The organism is Streptomyces sp. ID05-26A, assembly GCF_033794685.1.
Taxonomy (GTDB): Bacteria; Actinomycetota; Actinomycetes; order Mycobacteriales; family Pseudonocardiaceae; genus Lentzea.
Genome location: NZ_JARAYZ010000002.1, coordinates 877,551 through 899,826, shown reverse-complemented (window position 1 = coordinate 899,826; position 22,276 = coordinate 877,551). Strand labels below are relative to the sequence as shown.

Genomic DNA, 22,276 nt, shown 5'->3' with positions numbered 1-22,276 from the left:
AACCCCGGACTCGCCGATCAAGTCTCCGCGTTCCAGGAAACGCTGTTCGTTCGTGTGACGAACCGCGTGATGCGGTCCCACATCTCCGTCGGGTTGGAGTACATGGGGAAGTGGGCGCAGCGGCTGATCTCGGCCAGCTCGACGCCCTCGGCTGCCAGTTCGTCCAGATAGGAGAGTGAGTCGTTCTGCCTCCCGTACATGAACATCGTCGGCGCCGGCAGGGCGAGGAACCGGTCGAGCAGCCGGCCGTGGTCGGAGAGGGCCACCATGGATCGGAAGATCGGCGCGACCGCCGCCGCGCGGACCTTGTGCGCCAGACTCGCCGAGTAGAGGGCGCTGGCGGCGAAACGTGATCCGCTGACCCGGTCGGTGAAGTCCGCCAGGAACTCCTCGGGGTCGTCGCTCGGGTGCGTGATCGCCTGCCGGCTGAGGAAGCAGTCCTCAGGTGCCAGGTTGCCCTCGATGCTGGTGAGACTCTCCACGCTGCCCGGGTTCTCGTCGGCCAGCAGCAACGCGGTGAGGCCGCCCATGGAGTGCCCGAACAGGTGGTAGCGGTCCATCCCGAGGGTGTGCAGCACCTGCGCGGCGACGCCCACGAGGAACGGGATGGAGATGGCTTCCAGGTCGTCGCACGTGCTCGCGCCACAGCCGGGGGCGTCGTAGGCGAGCACCGCGTGGCCGTCGAGCCCGGCCTGGTGCACCACGTCGGCGTAGTCCTCTTTGGTCGAACCGAAACCGTGCAGGAACACCAGTGGCGTGAGCGGGCCGTCCCGGTGCAGGCAGGACACGGTCGCCTTGGTCCGGCCGACGGTGAGGGGCAGCGTCACGCGGTCGAGCTTGCGGACCGTGTTCATCGGGACTCCAGTGCGACCTTGAGTCGTTTGACCGCGGTGTGCAGGGTGTGGTCGTCGACCGCGAAGCACAGCCGGAGCCGGCCGGGAGCGTTGAACGCCTCTCCGGGGACGACGGCGACGTGAGCGGTGTCGAGCAGCCACCCGGCGAGCTCCGCGCTCGTGCGCCACCCGTTCTCGCTGAGCAGACCGGCCACGTCGGGAAAGGCGAAGAGGCCGCCGTCGGGCAGCGGGCAGTCGATGCCGTCGACGTCGTTCAGCGCATCGACCAGGAAGTCCCGCCGGCGACGGTAGTCGTGGGCGGCCGCCGCGGGGGTGTCGACGTCGTGCAGTGCCGCGAGGGCGGCGCGCTGGGTGATCAAGGGGACGTGGGTGATGGTCTGGGAGACGTGCTTGCGGGCCGACGCGATGATCTCTTGCGGTGCGGCGAGCCAGCCGACCCGCCACCCGGTCATGGCGTGTTCCTTCGACACTCCGCCGACCACGACGGCGAGGTCGCCCAGGTAGGGCGCCACCCGGAGGATCGACCGGTAGGTGCCGGTGTAGTCGAAGGCGCGGTAGACGTCGTCGCTGACGACCCAGATCCCGTGACGGGAGGCCCAGGAGGCGATGTCGCGAAGCTGAGCTTCGGTGTGGACGGCACCGGTCGGGTTGCCGGGACTGGACAACAGCACCGCGCGGGTGCGTGCGGAGCGATGCTCTTCCAGCGACTCGCCGCTGAGCCGGAACCGCTCGTCGGTCGGCACCGGGATCGGGACGCCGCCCGCCGCGATGACGACCTCGGTGTGGCCGGGCCAGCCCGGTGCGGAGACCAGGACCTCGTCGCCGGGGGCGATCAGCGCCTGGACGGCGAGGTACAGCGCGTGTTTCGCGCCGAGGGCGATCTGGACGTCCGCACCTGTGCGGGGCAGGCCCGTGCCGGTGGTGATCAGCGAGGCTACGAGGTCGCGCAGCGCGGCTTCCCCCTGCGCCGTCCCATAATGGTGCGTCGCAGGGTCGTTGATCGCTTCGATGGCGGCAGCCAGCACCCGCGAACTGGTTGCGCTCTGGGGCTCGCCGGCCGCGAGCGTGAGGACATCGACGCCCTGGGCGCGCAGCTCCGCGGCACGGGCGGCGACAGCGAAGATCGGGTTGTCCACGGGTCAGCCCCCCAGACCGTAGAGATCGAGGGTGTTGTGGCCCTGCCGGATCAACGCCATGAGTTCCTTCTCCTTGGCCACGCGGGCATCGGCGCGGTCGAGAACGGCGTCGACGCCCGACAGGGGGAGCGCGACGACACCGTCGACATCACCGATCACGAGGTCCCCGGAATGGACGGTGACGCCGCCGACCGTGACAGGTCCACCGAAGACACCCTGGAAGTCCTTGCGGGTGCCGACGATCGAGTTGTTGCGGGAGAACACCGGGAAGCCGAGCTCCTCGAGCTCGGCGGCGTCACGGACACCGCCGTCGATCAGCAGGCCCGTCACGCCGCGGTGCTGAGCGGCGACGGAGAGCACCTCGCCCCAGTGACCGAACGGGGCACCGCCGAGGTCGGCCACCAGGATGGCGCCGGCCGGTGCCTGGAGAACCGCGTGATGCAGCGCGAGGTTGTCGCCCCCCGCTCCCTGGATCGTGAACGCGGGCCCGCACAGGCGCGCGCCGGTCCACAGTGGACGTAGCTCCGGTGACAACGCGACGGCGAGCCCGGCCGCCTCGGAGAGCGTGGCGGTGGAGTGGCCACGGGCGAGGTCGCTCACGAGCGGGCCTTCCTGGTCTGCAGCGAGTGGTAGCCGTGCTGTGCGCGTGCGGCGGAGAGGGTGGCGCCGTCGCGGACGGCCTCGACGATCGCGTCCTCGACGTCGTCGATGCGCTGGGCTACACCGAGCACCTCGTCCCAGCGGGCGGCGGGCACGGCTACAGCGCCGTCGTCGTCGGCGACGAGGATGTCGCCGGGGGCGATCGTGACGCCGTCGACCACGACCGAGGTCTGGACGGCGGCGACCCGGACGCGGTCCTTGCCGGTGCGCATGAACGTCGATACCGACCAGATCGGGTAGCCGGCGGCCACGGCGACCGCGACATCGCGGCAGGTGCCGTTGATCACCGTGCCGGCGATGCCGAGCTCGCGCGCGGCCTGGCTCATGATCCCGCCCCACACCGTGCAGTCGGTGCGGCCCGCGTTGTCGATCAGGATCACCGCTCCGGCGGGAACGTCGTCGAGGAAGTCCCCGACCGTGCCGCCGGTGCCGTCGACCGGCTCGTAGGTCACCGTGAACACCGGGCCGCAGACGCGTTGGTCTGGTCGCAGCGCGCCGATCCCGTGCAAGGAACCGGGCAGGCCGAGTGAGTCGAGGGCGTCGGACAGCGACGCGGTGGAGACGCTCATCGGGCGGTCTCCCCGGCGAGTCGGGCGTCGTGCATGGCCTGGGAGAGGGGCACACCCGTGCGAATCTCGTCGGCGATCGCGCGTTCCCGGGCCACGACGGTCTCGGCCAGCTCGGCGACCTGCACGGCGCGGTCACGGGGAACGACGACCAGGCCGGTCTCGTCGTGCAGGACGACGTCACCCTGGTGCACGGTGAGCCCGGCGATGGTGACCGGCTCCCCGGTGGAACGCTGCTGCACGCGGCCGCGGGCCGTGGCCGGGATGGAGCCGCGGGAGAAGACCGGGAACTCCAGCTCGCGGGCCTCGCCGACGTCGCGGCACACCCCGTCGGCGACGACACCGCGCACTCCGCGCTGTGCCGCGCCCAGGCTCAGGATGCCGCCCCAGCAGGACACGTCGGTCCGGCCCTGGTTGTCGACGACGATCACGTTCTGGTCGTCCGCGGTCTCGACCGCGGTGGTGGCGATGTGGGCACCGGCCGGTCCGTCGGTGCGGGGTTCCAGCTGGACGGTCACGGCGAATCCCACGACTGACGCTGATCCCCACACCGGACGGAGGTCGCCGACGCCGGGCGGGAGTCCGAGCTGGTCGAGGGCGTCGCTGACGGCGGCGGAGTCGAGCGCCGCGTAGCGATCGAGGAGAGCTGAGTCGGGCATGGCTCCACTTCAGCAGTCCGCGGCGATACAGTGAAGGTCTGATTAACTATGTCAGTAAGAGGCTGTGCATATGATCGAACTGCGCCAGGCCCGCTACTTCGTCGCGGTCGCCGAGGAACTCCACTTCGGACGTGCGGCACAGCGGCTGCGGATGTCGCAGCCGCCGCTGTCGCAGGCGATCATGCAGCTGGAGCGGCACCTCGGCTGTGAGCTGTTGCACCGCACGCAGCGGTCGGTCGCCCTGAGTCCGGCCGGAGCGGTGTTCCTGCGCGAGTGCCGGGTCCTGATCCGGCAGGCGGAAGATGCCGAGGCCGCTGTTCGGCACGCGGCTGCCGGTCGAGGCGGGCGACTGCGGCTCGGCGCGGTGGCCTCAGCCTTCTCCTGGCCGCTTCCCGTTGTGCTGGAACGGTTTCACGAGGCTGCGCCGCACGTCGAGGTCCTCGCCGAGGAGATCGACTCGCACGAGGCCGCGCAGGCTCTGCTCGATCGCGCGCTGGACTGGGCGATCGTGCGGCAGACCGCCCCTGCCCGGGGCACGACCGCGACCCGTCTCTTCGCCGACCGGTTCGTCGCCGCACTGCCCGCCGGTCATCCCGCCGCCACGTCCGACGGACCGATGGAGCTGGCCGACCTCGCCGGGGAGACGTGGGTGTGGCTGCACCGGCACATCTCGCCGGACTACCACGACGCGATGGCCGCGATGTGCCGCACGGCGGGGTTCAGCCCGGTCGCCGCGCACTGGGCACGTTCGGTCATCTCGCAGATCGCGATGGTCGGATGCGGGCTCGGTGTCACCGTCGTGCCCGCCGTGGCCACCGCGACACATCCGGCGGTGAGGTTCCGGCCGTTGTGCCGCGGGGCCGCGGAGATCGAGCTCACCGCCATGACGAGGGCGGAGCCGGGCGACCTGGTTCAGCTGCTCACGTTGCTGGCTGTGGACCTCGGTCGGCCCGCCTGACCACCAGGACAGCGGTCAACGTCCGATCCGGTGCGAGCTCGCGACTGGCGGCCCCGGTTCACGCAGCGACGCTCGCCATCATGTCGGTCATCAGGTGCACTTCCATGATCGGGAATCACTCCGCTCGTTTTGCAGTCCCGTGCGCCGCGCAAGGCCATGGAGTACAGGTGTGCCGGCCGGACGTTGGTTCCTGGCTCGGAAGTGGCTGGCGAGCATCCATCTTCGGCCAATGTGCGAGAGGACTTGTTGACCGAGGCGGTCGACGCCTGGATCGGCGGTCTGTTCGCACCCGAGAACGCGGATCGAACGGTCGCGGCATTGGTGGCGCAGGGGCGCCAAGCCTGCGGGAGCCGAGCCGGAGAGCCTCCCTGACCTCTATAAGCGGCTTGATCTGCAAGTCCTCTATACGCATATGGCTAATTCTTATGTCTGTGGAGGACTTGATCCCCAACGTGTAGCACGAGTTCGCAGTTCGTGTGCTCATGCGCTATTAGGTGGCCCGAAACTAGCAGAGGGCCAGTCGGCACAATTCAATCCTTCGGCGACATGTCGGACCGCGCGCACCTGCTGGTCACTCGCGGTGCGGCCCTCCTATGGGTCCGGACCTGGCTCATTGAACCATCAGTCGAACGCTTGGCCACAAGCCGACTGGATCTTCTCGGCTGAGTTTTCTGCTAGCAGCGTCATGCGCTTTGGCCTGCATGGACATAGTTTCTCGCGCGCAAAGGTTCGACGTCCGTTGAATGAGGGTCAGGGCACCTGAGTCAGCGTGAATCCGCTATGATATTCGCCGTGGAGTACGTGAATGGATTTCGTCAGGCGGCAGTCGATCGTGGCATACCGAGTGAGGAAGTCGAGAAGTTCATCGGGTTACTTCGATTCGTTATCTGTACAAGTGTCACGCCCTCGGGTGCTCCTGTCGGGAAACTCGGCGGGCTGCCTCCGCTGCCGGTGGGCATGAAGTGGCCGTCTTTCCGAGGCTACCCGTTGCCGTTCGTCGCCTCGTTCGACTGTGCGGCCTTGCCCCGGCTCGACGGTCTCGAACTGCCTGAAGACGGCTCGCTGCTCATCTTTCTGCACCACGAGGATGCCGCTGACGCCGATTCCATCGATGACGAGCAGGAGCACGCGCGCTTGATGCACGTGCCCGCCGGCGTCGCCACGGAGGAACCGGCCGAACCTGAGGTGGAGCCTGACACCTTCGCCAGGCCGCGTGATTTCGTCGCGGCTGAGCAACTCCTCTTCGCGACGGTCTACGGGCAGTGGCCCGAATGGCTGGACGTCGAAGAGAGTGACTTGCCCGAGTTCCAGCGGCAGGCCGCGCGTGAACTGCCTCATCGCCGGCAACTCTGTGCCCTGGCGGCGGAACTCTGGCCTGAGCAGTGGCCTTATCATCCCCACATCGGTGGATACCCGCAGATCGAGTGGCGCTTTCGCGAACACGTGAACGAGATCGAGGAAGCGCACAGGAACGCGAAGAACACCGCGACGCCGGAGACGCTCCGCGCTGACGGGTGGACTTCCGCGCCGAGTGAGCAACTGGCCTCCGGGAAGGAGGACGAGTATCGGATCGTGCGGGAATGGGTTTCTCTTGTCCGCTTTCTGCCTGACGAGTTTCACGAGGCGCGATTCATGATCCACCGTGAGGACCTGGCGGCCGGTCGGCTGGACAAGGTGCTCTCCTGCACGGAATTCCTCGAGTAACTCCTCGGCGAGCCGCCTGTTCCACCTGGCTTGGCGGGGTTCGAGCTGCCGTGCCGGTTGGCTGATCCGGTTGCGGATCTTGTTGCGTCGGCGTCGACCGCTCCCAGTTTCACGATGCCGACGCACGTGACCTCGCCAGGTATTCCTTCTCTGCACTCCGGGCGGAGCGCCAAAGCGCGAAACGCGACGTTGACGGCGTGTGGGATGCAGACGTTCGTCGATCGAGTTCTGCGGGGCGGCGAGGGACCGGAGGGGTAGCCGCGAGCAGACCGCCGAGCCCTTGTGCGTGCGGAGAAGCGCGCCCGTATCGATCTGCTTCGCCTGCTTCGCCATCTGCCTCACCTGGCCCGCGCCAGTTTCGGCTACTGGTCAACGTCGGCACGGTGCTGAAGTGCATCGCGACCTGATGAAGCGTCGTCCGCGCATCCCGCCCGTGCTACGTATCGCCATCAACGCCTTGGCCGTCACATCCGGAGTTCGTTCATCAGCAGAAGCGGAGTTCAAAGGTTGTACCCGGCCAGCGGCCTGAGAGTGCGTTCCCGTCGGTTGTGGAACGTCTTGCAGGTGTTAGCCGGCTGGATCATGATCGCACCGTGGAACTCGACTGGGGCTACTTTCGTGAGCTGTACGAAGGGTTGCCCGATCACGATGACGGCATTGGCGAGCGTCGGGCGTACCTGAGCAGTCAGAGGCCGACCGCAGCCGAGCATCTGGCCGAGTTGGAGCCGCTGCGGAAACGGGAGCGAATACCTGTCGGCGGCTATTCCGGAGACGACGAGCAGTTGTGGCGGATCATGAAGCTGTACGGTCTCAGCCGTGTCAGTGACTACCTGATCGAAGGGTTCTGCACACAGGGAGACCCGCCCACCGAGTTCGGCACCACCGGAGAACGTGCCGTCACCAAGGGCAGCGTCACCAGTGGGGTGAGGTCCGACGGGCTCGCCGTGCACACGGAGTTCTTCTCGGGCATCGGGCTGACCCCGTTCGACCACGCGGAGACGTTCTCCCCGTTCCACCACGAGATCTTCACCGTGGTGCAGGATCCCTCGGCGACGAGCGTGACCGTGGAGGAGGTGTTGTGGCCCGGCTTGTGGTTCGGTGACCTGCTGTTCAGCCGCGCCGGAGTGCGGGTGCGGGCGCCGCAGCACCTCATCGACGCCGCGGCGGCCACGACCTCGACGCTGTATTTCACCTTCCGTCGCCAGCCGCGCCCGACTGATGACTTGTCGCACGGCTGGGGTTCGAACTCACAGTGGCGAACATGCTTCAGCCGGTTCTACTCGGATGAGGAGGGGCTGCATCTCAACTGGGACGGCGAGGTGGACATAGCCGTCGATCCTCCGACACCCCGAGCCGGTTGGTCCGAGCACGAGATGGAACCGCTGCACCAGCGCCGAGAACTGCTGCTGCATCGGTGTCTCGTCCGCGATCCGCTGCCGGCCGACGAGAATGACCGGCACCCCTACGGCGACCGACTCAGCCTCACCTCCGCAGAGTGGCCGCTACGTCCGGAGTCACTCGTGAACATGTCGATTGCCAAGTAGGCGACCGCTCTCGGCCAGGCATGCAGCGACCGTTCGCTCGTCGGCATGAGCGCGTCTCCGCTCGGCACACGATCAGTGGCATGTGCGGATGTTCTGGTTGAGCTGAAGCCCGCTCGTGGCGTACTGAACGAGCGGAGGCCGGGAGAAGTGCTGCCGACCGAGGTCGGTGTTCAGTCGATGGTGAGGGGGATGACGAGATCCTCCTCCGCTGCCAGCACATCGCCACCGAACTCGACCCGCGCGGCGGCCACTGAGGCGGCCCGATCGTTGCCCGGCCAGAAGTGGGTGAGCAGAAGCCGGCGCGCGCCCGCGAGCTGGGCCCATCGACCCGCCTCAGCCGAGGTCATCAGGTTGCGCACAGGCTGGCTGGCCTCGCCGTCGCGATCGGTGGCCTCGACGATGAACAGGTCGGCGTCTCGGCCGAGTTCGGCCAGCAACGGGTCGGGACCGGTGTCTCCGGTGTAGGCGAGGGTCATTCCGTCGGCCTGCAGTCGGACGCCGGCGTTGGGTACGTAGTGCGGAAGCGGCACACCGGTCAGGGTGAACGGGCCGACACGGTAGGAGCCGGGCAGGGGGTGCACCTCGAAGACCGCGCGCAGGTCCACATCCGGTTCCAGGCCGCTGAGCCGGGCGAGAACACCGGGCGGGCAGTACAGCGGCACCTTCGGTTCGCGTGGACCGCCGTAGAGGCGCATGCGGAACAGGCCGTGCAAGTCGATGCAGTGATCAGGATGCTCGTGGGTGATGACCACAGCGTCCACCGCGCCGTCTGGGCAGCAGGCCAGCAGACGAGGCAGCGTGGCGTACCCGAGATCGAGCACTAGCCGGTATCCGTCCCAGTCCACCAGAAACCCGCTGCATGCTCGCCCAGGCTCGGGGAATGCGCCACAACTGCCCAGCACGGTGATCTGTCGCATCCGGGCAGCATGCCATTCGAGACATCATCGAGCGCATCGTCCTGGCCTGATCTGCCATCCCCAAACTCCTCCTGCGCATCGCGCGGAATACCCATGTCCCGTCCGCAACTCGGCATGAGGGGACACGGGCGGTGTCGGCTCAAAGGGTGCCTGGTGCGTTGAGGTCTCGGCTCTGACCTGAGGAGCCGATGATGACCGCGCTGACGAATGTCGAATTTCTGGCTGTGGTGGCAAACCACCGCCCGGTGCGACGCCGGTACCCGATGCGGGTGTGCGGTTCGCGTTGTCGGTTCTGACACTAAGGCCCTTGCTGGCCAGTCGAAATCCCGCGCAAATTCAACGTCCAACGCAAGCGGCGCTAGCGTTGGATTGGGGATCGGGGACGCCAGAAGTGCCTTCATAAAGTAATTACCCCACTGGGAAAATTGCTCCCGTGGGGTAATTCCGTGTCCGAGACTTGAGTCCAAATATGTAGCAAGCTTGCGCAGTTTGTGTGCTCATGCGCTATTGGATAGCTCGAAAACAGTATAGAGGGCCAGTCGACGCGATTCGATCTTTCGTCGCTGAGTTCTGCTAACTGGGGGGCAAGAACTTTAGCGGCGAACTGCGGTCCAGGAAGCTCTGGCGTTTTGAATAGCGCGGCAAGGGAACCGTCCGCCGCCGGAAGCTGAAACTCACGCCGTCACGGCTCGGCGCAGCCTCCAGGCGCCGAGTGTGAAGAGCACGACCGCGAACCCCAGCAGTACGGCCAGGTGCGGCAGCACGGTGAGCAGGTTGCCGCCGTGCCGCGTCAGCACGGCGAAAGCGTCATTGGCCCAGCCGTGCGGCGTGGCGAACGCGACCGTGCGCAGTGTGGGGCTGAAGAACTCGATCGGCACCATGCACCCGCCGAGAGCAGCGAGACCCAGCCCGAGCAGGATGCCCGCACCTGTGGACTGCTGCTGCGTCCGGCACAGCGCCCCCAGGAGCAACCCGGCTCCGCCGGACACGAGCGCGAACGCGCACAGCAGTGCGGCGGCACCGAGCGGGTCGCCCCACCGCACACCGAACAGCAGCGCGGAGCCGATGATCACGATGAGGCCTTGCAGCAACGCGATCGCCACGCGACCCAGTGCCTCGCCCGCGATGATCGTCCGCGCGGGTGTCGGTGTGGCGAGCATGCGTCGGGTGACGCCGAGCGTGCGGGTCTCGACCAGGGCGGCTGCCGCGGTGAGCGCGTTGAGGAAGGTGAACACGATCAGCTGGCTGGCTGCGCCGAGGTCGAATCCCGAGTAGCCCTCGGGGAACAGGGCCTCGCCGGTCGTCGTCACGCTCACGCCGACCGGTTCCACTCGGGTCGAGTCCACGAGGGACAGTGCGGAGTCGCGGTCGAGTCCGGTGTGCGAGGCGACGAACTCGCCCACTGCGAGCTGGTTGGCTTCTCGTGTCAGCACGGTGGTGACGAGCATCTGCAGCTGCTGCCCGGCGCGGTCGGGGCGTACGAGCAGCCGGGGAGCTTCCTCCGCGGCTCGGATGAGGCCGGCGCTGACCTCGCCGTGTTCCACTGCCGTGCGCAAGGTGGCCTCGTCCGCGAAGTCCCGCACGCGCATCCCGGACTCCGCGCTCAGCGCGCCGGCCTGGCCGACCACGCCGAGCACCGGCGTGCTTGCGCCGCCGAACGCGGCGCCGAGGATGAACACCAGCAGCAAAGGCAGCGCTACGAGAAAGAAGAGCCCGGTGCGGTCCGAGGCGGCGTTCCTCCAGCAGGCCGGTCACCCCCAGCTGCACGGCGAAGAACAAGAAGAACACCGCCATACCCGCGGCATAGCCGGTCTTCGGGTCCAGCTGTCTGACGGTCGTGGTGTCCTGGGTGACGGCCACGCGTGGCAGGGAAGTGGCGGCCTCGGCGGCAAGCGCATCAGGCGACCCGGTCACTCCAGAGTGGAGGGTCGTGGCGACCGCTTGGCGCGCTGCGGTGAGGCGGTCCGTGTAAGCCTGTGCCAGAGACCGCGCTACCTGAGTTCCAGTCGGTGCGTCGACATCGCCGACGACCTCAATCTGAGCAGCACGGCCCGCGAGCACGTCCTCAGTCAGGCCGGCAGGCAAGAGGAACGCCGCCGTCGCCTCACCTTTGTCCACCAACGCGCGCGCCTCCTGGACGGAGGACACCGTCCGAATCTCGATGGCCCCGGAGTCGGTCGCGCCCCGAAGGACATCGCTGGTGAACGTTCGGGCGATCATTCCGCGGTCGGAGTCGACTACGGCGTAGTGGAACAACTCGCTGTCGCCGCCGACGTTGCCCAGGACGAGCGTGAAGATGCCGGCGAGCCCCAGCGGGAGAACCAGCGCGAGGACGTACGCCGTTCGGTCTCGCGCTCGCTCGCGCAGGTCTCGCGCGGCGATCAGCAGTGCGTGTCGCATGATCACTCCCGCAGTGCTTTGCCGGTGAGGTGCAGGAAGACGGTCTCGAGGTCGGGTTCGGTCACCTCGACCGACCGCACCACGACGCCGTTGGACGAGATCGCCGACAGCACCACGGGCAGGCATTCGCGCGCGTCATCGACCACGAGCTCGATGCCCTGTCCGTGCGTGGCAACCTGGTGAACGTGCTGAACCTCGCCGAGCATGGTCGCGGCGCGGGAGAGATCTCCGTCCAGCAGCAACGAGATCCGGTCCCGCTCGCCCAGCCGCTCGACCAGTTCACGTTGCGTGCCCTCGGCGACCAGACGACCCCCGTCGATGATCCCGACGCGGTCGCAGAGCCGCTCAGCCTCCTCCATGTAGTGCGTGGTGTAGAGAATCGCCATACCGTCCGCGGCGAGGGCCCGCACGTTGTCCATGATCTGGTTGCGGCTCTGTGGATCGACGCCTGCGGTCGGTTCGTCGAGCACCAGCAACTTCGGCTCGTGCAGCAACCCGATCGCCACGTTGAGCCGTCGTTTCATCCCGCCCGAGTACTCGCGCGCCAGGTCGTTGGCGCGTTCGCTCAGACCGACCACGTCGAGGACGTGGTCGACACGGGACCGCTTGGCACCGTAAAGACTTGCGAAGAATCGCAGGTTCTCCCGTCCGCTCAGGTCCGGGTACAGCGCAAGCTCCTGCGGCACGTAGCCGACCAGTCGCTTGGCGGCGATTGCCCGTGTCGACATCGGCTGGCCCGCTACGTGCACCTCTCCCTCGTCCGGCGCGAGCACACCGGTGATCATCGAGATGGTGGTCGTCTTGCCGGCGCCGTTCGGGCCGAGCAATCCATAGGTCTCGCCTTCGGCGACCGTGAACGACACGTCGTCGACGGCGAGGACCTCACCGAACCGGCGGCTCAGGCCAGAGCACGTCAGGACAGGCATGACGCTCAGTTCTCCAGCATGCCGGGGCCGAAGACCTCGTACTTGATGTCGTCGGCGTGCACTCCGCGGAGGAGGAGTCCAGCGCGCACGTCGCGCATGAAGGTGATCGGGCCGCACAAGTGGACGATGGCGTTGGCAGGCAACGAGATCGAGTCCACGTCGATGCGACCGGCCTGTCCACCCTCGTCGCCGTTCTCGTACCAGTTCATCTGCTGGGAGCCGGCGAGACTGGCGTACTCCTCGCGGTGTGCGTGCCGGTTCGCAGAATTCTCGGCGTGCACGGCGACGACCGTGCGCTCGGGCTGAGTGGAGGCGATGTGGTCGAGCATCGACAACATCGGGGTGATCCCGATGCCTGCGCTGATGAGCACCACGGGCCGGTCGCCGGGCTCGAGCGTGACCTCGCCGGACGGAGGGCCGAGCAGCACGGTGTCATCGGTGTACACGTGGTCGTGCAGGAAGTTCGAGACCGCACCGTCCGGAGCACCGTCGGCACCACGAACTCGGCGCACCGTGATCCGCAGTTCGCTTCGACCAGGCGCCTGCGAGAGCGAGTACTGGCGCGGCTGCCGGTGGCCGTCCGGCAGGTCGACGGCGACGGACACGTACTGGCCTGGCTCGAACGCCGGCACCGGGCCGCCGTTGTCGGGCACCAGGGTGAAGGACACCGTGTCGACCGCTTCCTCGTCGCGCTTGGCCACGCGCCAAGGACGCCACAGGGTGTCGGGGGAGACGCCAGCTGCCTGGAACAGGCGGGCCTCAGCCGCGATCAGCGAGACCGCGAACAGCCAGTAGACCTCGTCCCAGGCGGCCGCGACCTCGGGCGTGACGGCGTCACCGAGCACGGTGGCGACGGCGCCGATGAGGTGCTTGCCGACGATCGGGTACTGGTCGGGTCGTACCCCGAGCGAGACGTGCTTGTGGGCGATGCGTTCCGCGATCGGGCCGAACGGCGTTCCGTCGAGGAGGTGCTGGGCGTAGGCGACCACTGCGGCGGCCAGCGCGATCTGTTGCTTGCCGCTGGCTTGGTTGCCGTGATTGAACAGATTCAGCAGTTCCGGGTGCGCGGCGAACATCGACGGGTAGAACTCGGCGGTGATCTCGGCGGCATGGTCGCGGACGACGGGCAGGGTCGCGCGCACAACTGCGGCCGAAGCAGCGGAAAGCACAGGTAGCTCCTCGGGGATGTCCCTGGACAGAACTGACAGCGCGGCCATGTGGCCGCACCTTGATTTTGTGCGACCAGGACCAGGCGAATGCAGGTGAGAACGTCGCCTGCACTTCAGGACCTTTGTCCCTGCCGTTCGCGACGGAGGCCTCCAGCCCTGGACGACTGCGACTCGCCGACGACGTGGTGATGCAGGCTGGCCATGTCCGCGGGGATGTCGTCGTGAGTCCTGGTCCCTGAGTACCTGGACCTCGATGTCTGGTGTGAGCCGGCGGAGATCGAGACTGTGCCCGCCTGATTGCTCTTGCCGACGGTTGCGACTGGTCACAGAACAAGCGGTCGCTGGACTTACTCGATCACCAGCACGAGGTTCAACAGCGTGCCATTCGCGATCTCCGGACACGTGAGGTCTAAGAGTCGCACGTCGAGGACTACCGACGAGCTTGCGTGCAACTGGTGGTCAGCAACCCGACTGACATGCATTTCGCGGCCTCGAGCTGCGCATGTGGTTCGAGGGGCCCGTACGTGGTCTCTCCGACGATCTTCGATACACGCGGCCGAGGCAAAAGGCGAGGATGTCCTCAATGGATGGTCCGGCTGTGATCTTCAGCGTGGCATCCTCGTGACCTTCGACAGGTTCTCCCTGCGTCCCAGAGAGGAACTGCTCCTCCCCGCTGTTCCGCTGAAGGTGCTGATGCTGCCGAAAGCGACCTTGACTGGTCAATGGGATGCGACCGCCGATTCCGCACGCGGACGACGTTCGGGCGATCTGGAACTCGAGGTGTTTCCGACCACCGCGAACCTCGCCGAGGCTTCGAGAAGGCGAAAGCCAGTGCCGTATCGCTGGCAGGCGATCCGTCCCGGCCTGCAACGATGGGGGCATCCGAGGGCGGATCTGCATCGATGTTGCGAACCAAGACGACTGGGCAGTGCGCGTGCGTTGTCACGGCCACCGCGGTCGAACCTGCGAGCAAGCCTTGAGGGGCTGCCTTTCGAACTGCGGCGGCCGCTTCCGCAAGTGTTGTGGCGGGCCGCTTCCTCGGCCGCCCAACCCACCGCGTGCGTTGCCGACTTCGATCCGTCCAGTCCCACGACCACCGGCCTGGTCACGGTCATCGCCTCCTCCCGCTCGATTCGTTCATCAGCGCGCGAGTCTGCGTGGCGATCTCGACGTCCTCCCGTGCCTCGACGACCCAGACCGCGACGGCCGAACGACTCGCGCTGATGCGGCTGTCCCGCGCGACCTCGGAGTTGCGTCCCACGTCGAGGTCGATGCCGAGGAAGGCGAGCCCGGCGGCGATGTCCGCTCGCAACGCGGCGTCGTGCTCGCCGACGCCGCCGGTGAACACGAGCACGTCGATGCCACCCAGCGACGCCACCATCGCGGCGATGCCCTGCCGCAACCGGTGTGCGTACACCTGCAGCGCGAGGACGGCGTGTTCGTCGCCGTTCTCCGCGGCCTTGCGCACGTCCCGCAGATCACCACCGACCTCGGACAGGCCGGCCAGGCCGGAGTGGTGTTCCAGGCCGTCCTCGAGGTCGTCCAGCGACAGCCCGGCGCGCTGCAGCCACACCAGCAGACCGGGGTCGACGTCACCGCTGCGCGTGGCCATCACCAGGCCCGCCAGCGGGGTGAAGCCCATCGTCGTGTCGACCGACCGGCCGTCGGCGACTGCGGCGAGCGATGCCCCGGAGCCGAGGTGACAGCTCACGACTCGGGCGCCGGGTCTGTCCGCGAGCTCAGTCGCTCGTTGGGATGCGTAGGCGTGGGACAGGCCGTGGAAGCCGTACCTGCGCAGATCCCACTTGCGGCGCCACGCGGCGGGGACGGCGTAGGTCGTGGCAGCGGCGGGCATCGTGGTGTGGAAGGAGGTATCGAAACACGCCACTTGCGGCACGTCGGGAAGCAGGCGACTCGCCGCGTCTATTCCGGCGAGTGCGCGGGGCTGGTGCAGGGGTGCCAGGCCGGTGAGAGCCTCGATCCTGGCGCGCACGTCGTCGTCGATCGTGGTGGCGCTGGTGAAGGCGGAGCCGCCGTGCACGACGCGGTGCCCGACGGCGCCCACGGACGGCGCACCGTTCAGGAAGTCCTCCAACGGTCGCATCTCTCCCGACCAGCGTTCCGCGGTGGCCTCGGCGAGGACGGTGTCGTCCTCGCCGAGCACGCGGAGCTTCAGGCTGGAAGAGCCCGCGTTCACCACGAGAACGTTCACTGCCACGTCCAGTCGCGGATCTCGGGCATGTCCTCGCCGTGCTCGCGGATCCAGTTGTGGTGGCGGGTGCGCTGGTCCTGCATGAACTGCCGCAACCGGGCCGCCTTGGGGCCGAGACCGGGGACACGGTCGACCACGTCGATCACCAGCCGGTAGCGGTCCATGTCGTTGAGCACCAGCATGTCGAACGGCGTCGTCGTGGTCCCTTCTTCCTTGTAGCCGCGGACGTGCAGGTTGTAGTGGTTGGTGCGGCGGTAGGTCAGGCGATGGATCAGCCACGGGTAGCCGTGGTAGGCGAAGATCACCGGCCGATCCGCCGTGAAGAGCGCGTCGAACTCGCGGTCCGGCATGCCGTGCGGGTGCTCGGTGTCAGGCTGCAGGCGCATCAGGTCCACCACGTTGACGACTCGGATTCGCAGTGACGGCAGGTGTTCGCGCAGGAGCTTCGTCGCGGCGAGCACCTCGACGGTGGGAGCGTCGCCGGCACACGCCAGCACGACGTCCGGCGCCTCGATGCTGTCGTCGTTGCTCGCCCACTCCCAGATCCCCGCGCCACGGGTGCAGTGCAGGATCGCCTCGTCGACGTCGAGCCAGTCCGGTGTCTCGTTCTTGCCGGCCACGATGACGTTGACGTAGTCCTTGCTGCGCAGACAGTGGTCCGCGACGGACAGCAGCGTGTTGGTGTCCGGCGGCAGGTAGACGCGGACGACCTCGGCCTTCTTGTTCATGACGTGGTCGATGAAGCCGGGGTCCTGGTGCGAGAAGCCGTTGTGGTCCTGGCGCCACACATGCGAGCTCAGCAGGTAGTTCAGCGACGCGACGGGCCTGCGCCACTCCAGCTTCTTGTGGGTCTTGAGCCACTTGGCGTGCTGGTTGAACATCGAGTCGATGATGTGGATGAACGCCTCGTAGCAGTTGAACAGCCCGTGCCTGCCGGTGAGCAGGTAGCCCTCCAGCATGCCCTGGCACAGGTGCTCGGACAGCACCTCGACGACCCGTCCGTCGTGGACCAGGTGCTCGTCGACGGCCAGCGTCTCGGCCTGCCACTGCTTCCCGGTCACCTCGTACACGGCGTCGAGGCGGTTGGACGCCGTCTCGTCGGGCCCGAAGATCCGGAACGAGCGCGCGTCCGCGTTGAGCGTGATGATGTCGCGCAGCATCCGGCCGAGGACCCTGGTCGGTTCGGAGTGCGTGGTGCCGTGCTTCACGACGTCTGCCGCGTGCGCGCGGATGCCGGGCATCTTCAGTTCGCGCAACAACAGTCCGCCGTTGGCGTGTGGGGTCGCACCCATGCGTTGCGTGCCGTGAGGCACCAAGGCGGCAAGATCCGCGCGAGGTGCGCCATCGGCGTCGAACAGCTCTTCTGGCCGGTAGCTCTTCAGCCACTCCTCGAGCTGCCTCAGATGGTCCGGGTTGTCGCGCACGCCGGCCAGCGGCACCTGATGCGCACGCCACGTGTTCTCGACCGGCACGCCGTCCACTTCGGACGGACCGGTCCAGCCCTTCGGGCTGCGCAGCACGATCATCGGCCACCGCGGGCGCTCATGCGCGCTCTTGATGCGGCTGATCTCGTCGAAGACCTGGTCCAGCACCTCGGCCATGCGGGCGTGCATCGCCTTCGGCTCGTCACCCTCGACGTAGAACGGCGCGTAACCGTAGCCGCGCAGCAACGCGTCGAGCTCGTCGTGCGGGATCCGGGACAGCAGGCTCGGGTTGGCGATCTTGTACCCGTTGAGGTGCAGGATCGGCAGCACCACGCCGTCGCGCTGGGGGTTGAGGAACTTCCCGGCGTGCCAACTGGCAGCGAGCGGTCCGGTCTCGGCCTCTCCGTCGCCCACCACACAGGCCACGACGAGGTCCGGGTTGTCGAAGGCGGCACCGAACGCGTGTGCCAGCGAGTAGCCCAGTTCACCGCCCTCGTGGATGGAGCCCGGCACCTCGGGCGCCACGTGGCTGGGCACGCCTCCGGGGAAGGAGAACTGCCGGAACAGCCTGCGCATGCCCTCGGTGTCCTGTGGCACGTCTGGGTAGGTCTCGCTGTAGGTGCCTTCCAGCCACGTGTTGGCCAGCAAGGCGGGGCCTCCGTGGCCAGGGCCGGTCACGAACAGCATGTCGACGTCGCGGTCGCGGATGACCCTGTTCAGGTGCGCGTAGAGGAAGTTCAAGCCGGGCGTGGTGCCCCAATGCCCCAGCAGTCGGGGCTTGATGTGCTCCGGCGCCAGCGGCTCGGTCAGCAGCGGGTTGTCCATCAGGTAGATCTGGCCGGCCGACAGGTAGTTGGCGGCTCGCCAGTACGCGTCGACCAGCTCCAGGTCGGCGTTCGACATGTCGCGCTCCTCGCTCGGGTTGGTGCTTTTCACGCTTCCGTCTGGACCGATCACGGGACAGGGCATCGGGTCCGTGCCGGCCTGGGACCTAAGCCCCTGGGGTACAGGTCAGTGCACGGGTACACCGCAGCCGGCGAACTGGTCCCGCACACGGCGGACGAGGTCGGTGTCGGGGGTGGGGACGTCGGCCAGCGGGAACGGGATGCCGAGCGCGGTGTACTTGGGTGCACCGAGTTTGTGGAACGGCAGCACCTCGACGCGTTCGACGGTGTCCAGGGTGGTGACGAACGACGCGATGCCCGCGACGTTGTCCGGGTCGTCGGTGAGTCCGGGCACGAGCACGAACCTGATCCACATCGGCTTGCCGAGGTCGGACAACCGGCGCGCGAACCGCAGCGTCGGCGCGACCTCACCGCCGGTGACGTGCCGGTAGGTGGCCAGGTCCCACGACTTGATGTCGAGCAGCACGAGGTCGGTGTCGGCCAGCAACTCGTCGGACGCCCGCGCGCCGAGAAACCCGGACGTGTCGAGCGCGGTGTGCAGCCCGAGTTCCCTGGCGCGGTGGAACACCGTGGCGGTGAAGCCGGGTTGCAGCAACGGTTCTCCGCCGCTGATCGTCAGGCCGCCGCCGGCCACCTCGATGAACCGCCGGTATTTCGCGACCTCGGTCATGACCTCGTCGACGGTCGTGCGGTGGCCGTCGCGCATGTGCCAGGTGTCGGGGTTCTCGCAGTACAGGCACCGCAGCGGGCACCCGCTCAGGAACAGCACGAAGCGGGTGCCCGGTCCGTCGACCGCCGTGGAGACGTCCCACGAGTGGACTGATCCGGTGGTGGTCACAGCGACTCGTGGAAGGTGCGGTTGATGACGTCGCGTTGCTGCTCGGGAGTGAGCCGGATGAAGTTCACCGCGTAACCGGAGACCCTGATCGTCAGCTGCGGGTGGTTCTCCGGGTGTGCCATGGCGTCGAGCAGCGTCTCGCGGTTGAGCACGTTGGCGTTGAGGTGGAACCCGCCCGCGTCGGTGTAGGCGTCGAGCAGGCCGACCAGGTTGGTCACCCGCTCGTCCTCGGTCTGCCCGAGGCCTGTCGGGGTGATGCTGGCGGTCAGCGAGATCCCGTCCTGGGCCTGGTCGTAGGGCAGCTTCGCCACCGACAGCGCGGCGGCGGCCAGTCCGTGCCGGTCGCGGCCGTTCATCGGATTGGCACCTGGTGCGAACGGCTCACCCGCGCGTCGGCCGTCCGGGGTGTTGCCGGTGTGCTTGCCGTAGACGACGTTCGAGGTGATGGTGAGCACTGACTGGGAGTGCACGGCGCCGCGGTGCGCGGGGTACTGCCGCACCTTCCGCATGAAGTCCTCGACCAGCTCGACGGCGATCGCGTCCGCACGGTCGTCGTTGTTGCCGTACGTCGGGAAGTCGCCTTCGACCTCGTAGTCGACCGCGAGCCCGGTCTTGTCGCGGATCACCCGCACCTTGGCGTACCGGATCGCGGAGAGGCTGTCCGCCACTACTGACAGGCCGGCGATGCCGCAGCCGAGCAGTCGCTGGACCGGGTGGTCGTGCAGTGCCATCTCGATGCGTTCGTAGGCGTACTTGTCGTGCATGTAGTGGATGATGTTGAGCGCTTCGACGTAGGTCTTGGCCAGCCAGTCCGTCATCCAGTCGAACGCCGCCCGCACCTCCTCCTGGTCGAGGTACTCGGAGGTGATCGGCGGGAACACGGGTGCGACCTGGACGCCGGTCATCTCGTCGCGGCCGCCGTTGATCGCGTACAGCAACGCCTTGGCGAGGTTGACGCGGGCGCCGAAGAGCTGCATCTGCCTGCCGACCTTCATGGCCGAGACGCAGCAGGCGATCGCGGTGTCGTCGCTGAACCACGGCCGGATCAGGTCGTCGTTCTCGTACTGGATGGAGCTGGTGTCGACGGAGACCCTGGCGCAGAAGCGCTTGAAGCCCTCCGGCAGGCGGGGCGACCACAGCACGGTCAGGTTCGGCTCCGGCGCCGGTCCCAGGTTGTAGAGCGTTTGCAGGAATCGGAAGCTGGTGCGCGTGACCAGTGGTCGTCCGTCGTCGCCGATGCCGCCGATCGACTCCGTGACCCAGGTCGGGTCGCCGGAGAACAGCTGGTCGTACTCCGGTGTGCGCAGGAACCGCACGATTCGCAGCTTGACGACCAGGTCATCGACGAGCTCCTGGGCCTCGCGCTCGGTCAGGCGGCCTTCGTCGAGGTCGCGTTGCAGGTACACGTCGAGGAACGTGGACGTGCGGCCCAACGACATCGCGGCACCGTTCTGTTCCTTCACCGCCGCGAGATAGGCGAAGTACAGCCACTGCACGGCTTCCCGTCCAGTCGTGGCGGGTTTGGAGATGTCGTAGCCGTAGGACGCTGCCATGTCACGCAGTTCCGAGAGCGCCCTGATCTGCTCGGCCACTTCTTCGCGGTCCCGGATGACGTCCTCTGTGGACATCAGTTCGCCCAGCGCCGCGCGTTCGGCCTTCTTCGCCTCGATCAGGAGGTCGACGCCGTAGAGCGGAACCCGCCGGTAGTCGCCGATGATCCGGCCTCGTCCGTAGGCGTCCGGCAGACCGGTGATGATCCCCGCCTTGCGCGCTTGCAGGATCTCAGGGGTGTACGCGTCGAACACGCCGTCGTTGTGCGTCTTGCGGTACTTGGTGAAGATCTCCTTCACCCGCGGGTCGAGCTCGTAGCCGTAGGTGTGGAGGCTCGTCTCGACCATCCGCAGGCCACCAGTGGGCATGATCGCGCGCTTGAGCGGCGCGTCGGTCTGAAGGCCGACGATCAGCTCTTGGTCGCGGTCGATGTAGCCGGGGGAGTGGGCGGTGATGGAGGACGGGGTGTGTGGATCGACGTCGTAGATCCCGCGAGAACGCTCCTCGACGAACATGTCGGTGAGTCGTTTCCACAACGCGGTAGTGCGCGGCGTCGGACCGGACAGGAACCCCGCATCACCTTGATACGGCGTGTAGTTGGACTGGATGAACTCGCGCACGTCGATCTCGTCGCACCACCGCCCGGCGCGGAAACCGCGCCAGGCAGCAGTGGTCGTGCGCTCGGCGGTGGCGGTCACCGGGTCAGCACCACCTTGAGCGCTCCCGTGTCGCCGGCGTTCTCGAACACCTCGTAGGCCTGCTCCATCTCGTCGAGGGCGAAGCGGTGGGTGATGAACCGCTCGCCGTCGATCCGGCCCGCCGCGACCATCCGCAGCAGCGTCGGCGTCGAGCTGGTGTCGACCAGACCGGTGGTGATGGTGACGTTGCGGATCCAGAGGCTCTCCAGATGCAACGTCGCGGGCTTGCCATGCACGCCCACGTTGGCGACGTGCCCACCGGGACGCACGAGCCTGGCGCACAGTTCGAAGGTCTCCGGTACACCGACCGCCTCGATCGCGACGTCCGCGCCTAGCCCGCCGGTCAGCTCGCCGATCACGCGCTCCGCCTCCTCAGCGGTGCCCACGGTGACGTCCGCGCCGAACTGCTTCGCCGCGTCGAGCCGCGAGGTCGCGAGATCGACGGCGACGATGTGGCTCGGGCTGTACAGCTGCGCGGTCTGGATCGCGGCGAGACCGATCGGTCCAGCGCCGACGATCACGACCGTGTCGGCGGGCTTGATCCGTCCATTCAGGACACCGACCTCGTAGGAGGTGGGCAGGATGTCGGCCAGCACGACCGCGGACGTGTCGGTGACGTCGTCGGGCAGCAGGTGCGTGGAGTTGTCGGCGAACGGGACGCGCACGTACTCGGCCTGCACGCCGTCGGTCGTGTGGCCCAAGATCCAGCCACCGCCCCCGAGACATTGGCCGTAGGTACCGACGCGGCAGTAACTGCAGCGGCCACAAGAGGTGATGCACGAGATCAGCACCCGGTCACCCGGCTTGACCCCGGTGACCGAGCCGCCGACCCGCTCCACGACGCCGACCGCCTCGTGGCCGAGGATCCGGCCGGGTTCGACCTCGGGGACGTCGCCCTTGAGGATGTGCAGGTCCGTGCCGCAGATCGTCACCGCGGTGACGCGGACGATCGCGTCGGTGGGCTCCTCGATCTCCGGTTTCGGCACGTCTTCCCACGCGCGCTTGCCAGGACCGTGATAGACCAGCGCCTTCATCGAGTTCCTCCTCGTCGATTCGTCCATCCCAGACTTCTCTGGTCCGTGAACGCGGCGCAGAGCCCGTGGTCCCGGACGGTGGAGGACCTAAGGACCTCCTCCGGCGAGGCGCCCCACTCCT

General features: G+C 67.5%; 16 protein-coding genes and 2 pseudogenes. 3 read left to right on the top strand and 15 right to left on the bottom strand.

Annotated features, from left to right (window positions below; all coding sequences use genetic code 11):
• Positions 1 to 17: 17 nt before the first annotated feature.
• The 5 genes from PV646_RS20005 to PV646_RS19985 are packed head-to-tail and all read right to left on the bottom strand — an operon-like array spanning position 18 to position 3,875.
• Complete coding sequence (locus tag PV646_RS20005; protein WP_500343676.1) at positions 18 to 854, bottom strand: alpha/beta fold hydrolase; 837 nt, start codon at positions 852 to 854, stop codon at positions 18 to 20.
• On the bottom strand, positions 851 to 1,990 hold the full coding sequence (locus tag PV646_RS20000; RefSeq protein ID WP_500343675.1) for an aminotransferase class I/II-fold pyridoxal phosphate-dependent enzyme: 1,140 nt from the start codon (positions 1,988 to 1,990) through the stop codon (positions 851 to 853). The genes PV646_RS20005 and PV646_RS20000 overlap by 4 nt, the downstream gene beginning before the upstream one ends.
• A gap of 3 nt (positions 1,991 to 1,993) precedes the next feature.
• On the bottom strand, positions 1,994 to 2,590 hold the full coding sequence (locus PV646_RS19995; RefSeq protein WP_500343674.1) for an RraA family protein: 597 nt from the start codon (positions 2,588 to 2,590) through the stop codon (positions 1,994 to 1,996).
• Positions 2,587 to 3,219: an RraA family protein gene (locus tag PV646_RS19990; protein ID WP_500343673.1), complete on the bottom strand. Its 633-nt coding sequence runs from the start codon at positions 3,217 to 3,219 to the stop codon at positions 2,587 to 2,589. Before PV646_RS19990 ends, PV646_RS19995 begins: the two co-directional genes overlap by 4 nt.
• Positions 3,216 to 3,875, bottom strand: coding sequence for an RraA family protein (locus PV646_RS19985; protein ID WP_500343672.1), 660 nt, complete (start codon positions 3,873 to 3,875; stop codon positions 3,216 to 3,218). The genes PV646_RS19990 and PV646_RS19985 overlap by 4 nt, the downstream gene beginning before the upstream one ends.
• Before the next feature lie 70 nt (positions 3,876 to 3,945).
• On the opposite strand from PV646_RS19985, the gene PV646_RS19980 reads away from it, so the two are divergent.
• The 3 genes from PV646_RS19980 (at position 3,946) to PV646_RS19970 (ending at position 8,081) form a co-directional block, all read left to right on the top strand.
• The gene (locus PV646_RS19980) at positions 3,946 to 4,833 is read left to right on the top strand and encodes a LysR substrate-binding domain-containing protein (protein ID WP_500343671.1); all 888 of its coding nucleotides are present in this window, start codon (positions 3,946 to 3,948) and stop codon (positions 4,831 to 4,833) included.
• 792 nt (positions 4,834 to 5,625) lie between these two features.
• Positions 5,626 to 6,537 carry a DUF1963 domain-containing protein gene (locus PV646_RS19975; protein ID WP_500343670.1) on the top strand — a complete coding sequence of 304 codons (912 nt, stop codon included), beginning with the start codon at positions 5,626 to 5,628 and terminating at the stop codon, positions 6,535 to 6,537.
• A 593-nt stretch (positions 6,538 to 7,130) separates the two neighbouring features.
• Entirely contained in the window at positions 7,131 to 8,081 is a 951-nt protein-coding gene (locus PV646_RS19970) for a hypothetical protein (RefSeq protein ID WP_500343669.1), read from the top strand.
• A 170-nt stretch (positions 8,082 to 8,251) separates the two neighbouring features.
• On the opposite strand, the gene PV646_RS19965 is transcribed toward PV646_RS19970, so the two are convergent.
• The 10 genes and pseudogenes from PV646_RS19965 to PV646_RS19920 form a co-directional block, all read right to left on the bottom strand.
• Complete coding sequence (locus PV646_RS19965; RefSeq protein WP_500343668.1) at positions 8,252 to 8,998, bottom strand: MBL fold metallo-hydrolase; 747 nt, start codon at positions 8,996 to 8,998, stop codon at positions 8,252 to 8,254.
• A 674-nt stretch (positions 8,999 to 9,672) separates the two neighbouring features.
• A pseudogene (locus PV646_RS19960) lies at positions 9,673 to 10,701 on the bottom strand (ABC transporter permease); the annotation flags it as partial.
• Between the two features lie 37 nt (positions 10,702 to 10,738).
• Positions 10,739 to 11,398, bottom strand: a pseudogene (locus PV646_RS19955) (ABC transporter permease); the annotation flags it as partial.
• 2 nt (positions 11,399 to 11,400) lie between these two features.
• Positions 11,401 to 12,324: an ABC transporter ATP-binding protein gene (locus PV646_RS19950; RefSeq protein WP_500343667.1), complete on the bottom strand. Its 924-nt coding sequence runs from the start codon at positions 12,322 to 12,324 to the stop codon at positions 11,401 to 11,403.
• A 5-nt stretch (positions 12,325 to 12,329) separates the two neighbouring features.
• Complete coding sequence (locus PV646_RS19945; protein WP_500343666.1) at positions 12,330 to 13,541, bottom strand: globin domain-containing protein; 1,212 nt, start codon at positions 13,539 to 13,541, stop codon at positions 12,330 to 12,332.
• Positions 13,542 to 14,604: 1,063 nt separating this feature from the next.
• Positions 14,605 to 15,705 (bottom strand): acetate/propionate family kinase, encoded by a 1,101-nt coding sequence (locus tag PV646_RS19940; RefSeq protein ID WP_500343665.1) that lies wholly within the window; start codon positions 15,703 to 15,705, stop codon positions 14,605 to 14,607.
• Positions 15,702 to 18,032, bottom strand: coding sequence for a phosphoketolase family protein (locus PV646_RS19935; RefSeq protein WP_500343664.1), 2,331 nt, complete (start codon positions 18,030 to 18,032; stop codon positions 15,702 to 15,704). Before PV646_RS19935 ends, PV646_RS19940 begins: the two co-directional genes overlap by 4 nt.
• 108 nt (positions 18,033 to 18,140) lie before the next feature.
• Entirely contained in the window at positions 18,141 to 18,872 is a 732-nt protein-coding gene (gene pflA / locus PV646_RS19930) for a pyruvate formate-lyase-activating protein (protein WP_500343663.1), read from the bottom strand.
• Positions 18,869 to 21,121, bottom strand: a complete 2,253-nt coding sequence (pflB, locus tag PV646_RS19925; RefSeq protein WP_500343662.1) for a formate C-acetyltransferase — start codon at positions 21,119 to 21,121, stop codon at positions 18,869 to 18,871. Before pflB ends, pflA begins: the two co-directional genes overlap by 4 nt.
• The gene (locus PV646_RS19920) at positions 21,118 to 22,155 is read right to left on the bottom strand and encodes a zinc-dependent alcohol dehydrogenase family protein (protein ID WP_500343661.1); all 1,038 of its coding nucleotides are present in this window, start codon (positions 22,153 to 22,155) and stop codon (positions 21,118 to 21,120) included. Before PV646_RS19920 ends, pflB begins: the two co-directional genes overlap by 4 nt.
• Positions 22,156 to 22,276 lie beyond the last annotated feature (121 nt).